Source organism: Psychrilyobacter sp., assembly GCF_049671765.1.
GTDB lineage: Bacteria > Fusobacteriota > Fusobacteriia > Fusobacteriales > Fusobacteriaceae > Psychrilyobacter.
Map to the genome: position 1 here is coordinate 1 of NZ_JBATVM010000253.1, position 3,115 is coordinate 3,115.

Annotated in this window: 4 protein-coding genes; 1 reads left to right on the top strand and 3 read right to left on the bottom strand. The window is 28.6% G+C overall.

Features of this window, described 5'->3' with window-relative positions; translation table 11 throughout:
* The coding region (locus tag WBG30_RS12055) for a beta-1,6-N-acetylglucosaminyltransferase (RefSeq protein ID WP_424504908.1) at positions 1-579 on the top strand (579 nt) is incomplete at its 5' end.
* A gap of 48 nt (positions 580-627) precedes the next feature.
* On the opposite strand, the gene WBG30_RS12060 is transcribed toward WBG30_RS12055, so the two are convergent.
* From WBG30_RS12060 to WBG30_RS12070, 3 genes are all read right to left on the bottom strand, one after another.
* Positions 628-1,221 (bottom strand): exonuclease domain-containing protein, encoded by a 594-nt coding sequence (locus tag WBG30_RS12060; protein ID WP_424504909.1) that lies wholly within the window; start codon positions 1,219-1,221, stop codon positions 628-630.
* A gap of 54 nt (positions 1,222-1,275) precedes the next feature.
* Positions 1,276-2,085, bottom strand: coding sequence for an aminoglycoside N(3)-acetyltransferase (locus tag WBG30_RS12065; protein ID WP_424504910.1), 810 nt, complete (start codon positions 2,083-2,085; stop codon positions 1,276-1,278).
* Between the two features lie 49 nt (positions 2,086-2,134).
* Positions 2,135-3,115, bottom strand: a 981-nt coding sequence (locus WBG30_RS12070; protein WP_424504911.1) for a DUF262 domain-containing protein, incomplete at its 5' end; no start/stop codon positions are given.

The following is a 3,115-nucleotide window of genomic DNA, read 5'->3' on the forward strand; positions in this document are numbered from 1 at the left end:
ACCCTCCTAAGCGGACAGGATCTACCTATCAAATCTCATTCAGAGATTATAAGTTTTTTATCGGAAGATATCCACCGTGAATTTCTCCATATAGCATCTGACTATAAAAACTATAACTGGAGAATCCTAAGATACAGCCCATGGAGTGAGAGTAAATCTATTCGTAACTTTCCACTAAACAAAATAAATAGTACATCTATAAAATTACAAAATTTATTAAATATTAAAAAACCTTTTTTTAATAATATAAATATCTATATGGGGTCTTCTTGGTTTACCATAACAAATGATGCTGTAGAATATATTTTAAATAATATAGATGATAAATTGATAGAAGGATTTAAATCCACTACCTGCTCCGATGAACACTTTATCCAAACACTACTTATGAATTCACCATTTAAAGATAACGTTGTAGGTGAAAATATAGTATATATCGATTGGTCAGAGGGAAATCCTAATCCTAAAGTTTTAACTATGGATGATTATTCAAAATTAAAAGGTTCTAACAAACTTTTTGCTAGAAAATTTGATATTGATATAGATTCTGATATCATAAATAAAATTACAAAATTATAAAAATCTATCCCTTTTTAAGGGATAGATTTTTATATTAAATTCCTATTTTTAAAGTTTTATCTTTTGTTTTTTTATCCTTCTAAGCCCTTCAAGTAACTTGTCTCCTACTTCTTTAGTAGCTTTTACGTCAGCCAGACTATTATGGGCATTACTTAGTTTTACTCCCATAATTTTACATATAGTTTCCAACTTATGATTTTCTAATTTTGGTACTACATCTGCTATTTCCAAGGCCATATATATACTTAGAGTATCAAATACCTGTTTATAGTTGAGAAAACTTCCTAAATAATTATCATTATTTCTCCTAAAAAATCTATTTAATACATCTATATCAAATTTTACGTTTTGCCCTGCAATGATAAATTTATCATCTTTATTGAATTTATCTATATATTTTGAAAAAATCTCTACTAATTCTTCATAAGCTTTTTTAGGAGATTGAAAACTTTCTAATTCTTCACGACTCATCCCTGTCACTTCAAGGGCTTGTTCCGATATATCTGCTCCCTCATGGGGTTTACAAAAGATATCAAACTCCTCCTTTTCTTCACCGTCTATCTCTATTACTCCAGATATTTGAAACATCGCACTGTTTTCTGTTAATCCAGTTGTTTCTGTATCGTACCATAGTATTTTCATGTTTTTGTCTCCTTTTTTTCAACATTAATTGATGCTATAATATTTTTTAAGTTCTTATCTATTTTCCAGCAACCACTCTTTTGAAAAATCGACGGCTTCTTTTAAAGAAAATAATTTACACTCTGCATTTCCTATAATTTTATTTATTACTTGATGCTTATCTTCAAATTCTTTCCCGAGTTTTGGAAAATCATCTGCATCATATTCATAATCATCAAACCATTCCCAAGATCTTTTATTTTTTACCATCATTGCTGTTCCATTTCTTTTCATAGGTACTTTATCTCCAACGAGAGTCTCTCCTAAATGAAAACTAGTGCAAGAATCATATCCTACTCCTAATAATAAAACTTTAGCTTTGTCTAGATTATACAAGACTCCTAATGGTGACTCCATTCCAAATTGAGGAGTCAATTGATGATTTGCTATTATTTTCTCCTTAAATTTTCCACTAGCACAAAATGATACTTGGGGATGACTTGATCGTATAACATTAGGGAAAGTTCTAAATAATTCAGGTATTCCTCCCATCCCTCTTGTAGGAGTGATGTCAGGATCATAAGCTGGCATATTATCATAAATTATTTGATGCCACTCTTCAGGAACAGATGGATTTCCCCATTCAACAGGATCACTCCAATCTCCACTGTGAGTTGGCATTACAATAGTCCCCTCTTCTCCTACAGCCTCTATCAGAACCATTATTACACTTTGTGCTCCTCCACATACCCATCCTAAACTAGAGAGAGAAGAGTGAACTAATAATGTGTCACCTTTTTCTATTCCTAAACCCTCCAAATCTTCTAATAAAGATTTTTTTGTAATAGGGATTTTAGTTTTGTCTATTATGTTTTTTTCACTCATTCTCTGTCTCCTTTTTATTAAAAACATTTCATTTTATTCATATTTTCTTTTAAATATTAAATTTTTCAATCAATTCTTTTATTTTTATTGAATTAGTTGACGAGGCTGTATATTCTGGATCTTCAAGATAAGAATCTTTTAAAAGATCAGAGATTTTCTTTAAGATTTTTTTTAAATTTTCATCTTTAAAATTTTCCTTCATAGATTTTTTCTCAAACATTTTATTAAATATTCCCGATATAATCATAGCTGTTGACATTTGAAATTTATAATTTCTACTTGAAACGCCATATATTTCTTTCGAAAATGGGTATTTAGTAAACTCACAAATTTTTTCAATTACTTTGTTAAACTCTTCAAATCTATTTTTTACAAACAAAAAATTTTCTTCTGCTTTCTCAGGGCTTTCATTTTCTAGTTCACTTTTTTCTTTCATATAATTTTCTGCATAAATCGGAGCATTAGAATTTTTTAAATTAATTCCTTTTTCCAATATACTCAAAATCACAAAAATACTTTCTTGAACTCTTTTTTTTTGAAATCTATCCTTAGTAACATTATAAGCTTCTTTTAAATCTTCTTTCTCATGAGTTTCCATTAACATTTTCACAAAATTATTTACATAATGATTAAGTTTAGAATTATAAACAGCATGTCTTATGTCTTGATTTGATAACGGTTTAGTTCCTTTATTATATCTACTGAAAATTTCTAATTCATAATCTAATCCGGGAAAATCTTCAAAAACTATTGAAGACAATTTTGAACCTAAAATAATTTCTTTAGTCGTAAAAGGAACCTCATCATATTTTTGATTCTCTAAATCTGTTAAAAACTTCATATCTACTAATTTATATTTGTTCTTACAAAATCTATGGAAAGCTCTTAATCGATGTTGCCCATCTACAACATTAAGAACTTTTATTCCTTCATATCTATCATTAGATAAAAAAATTGGAGGAATTGGAATTCCTAAAATTAATGATTCTATCAATGAACTTTCATCTTTTATACTTGAACGGTATCCACG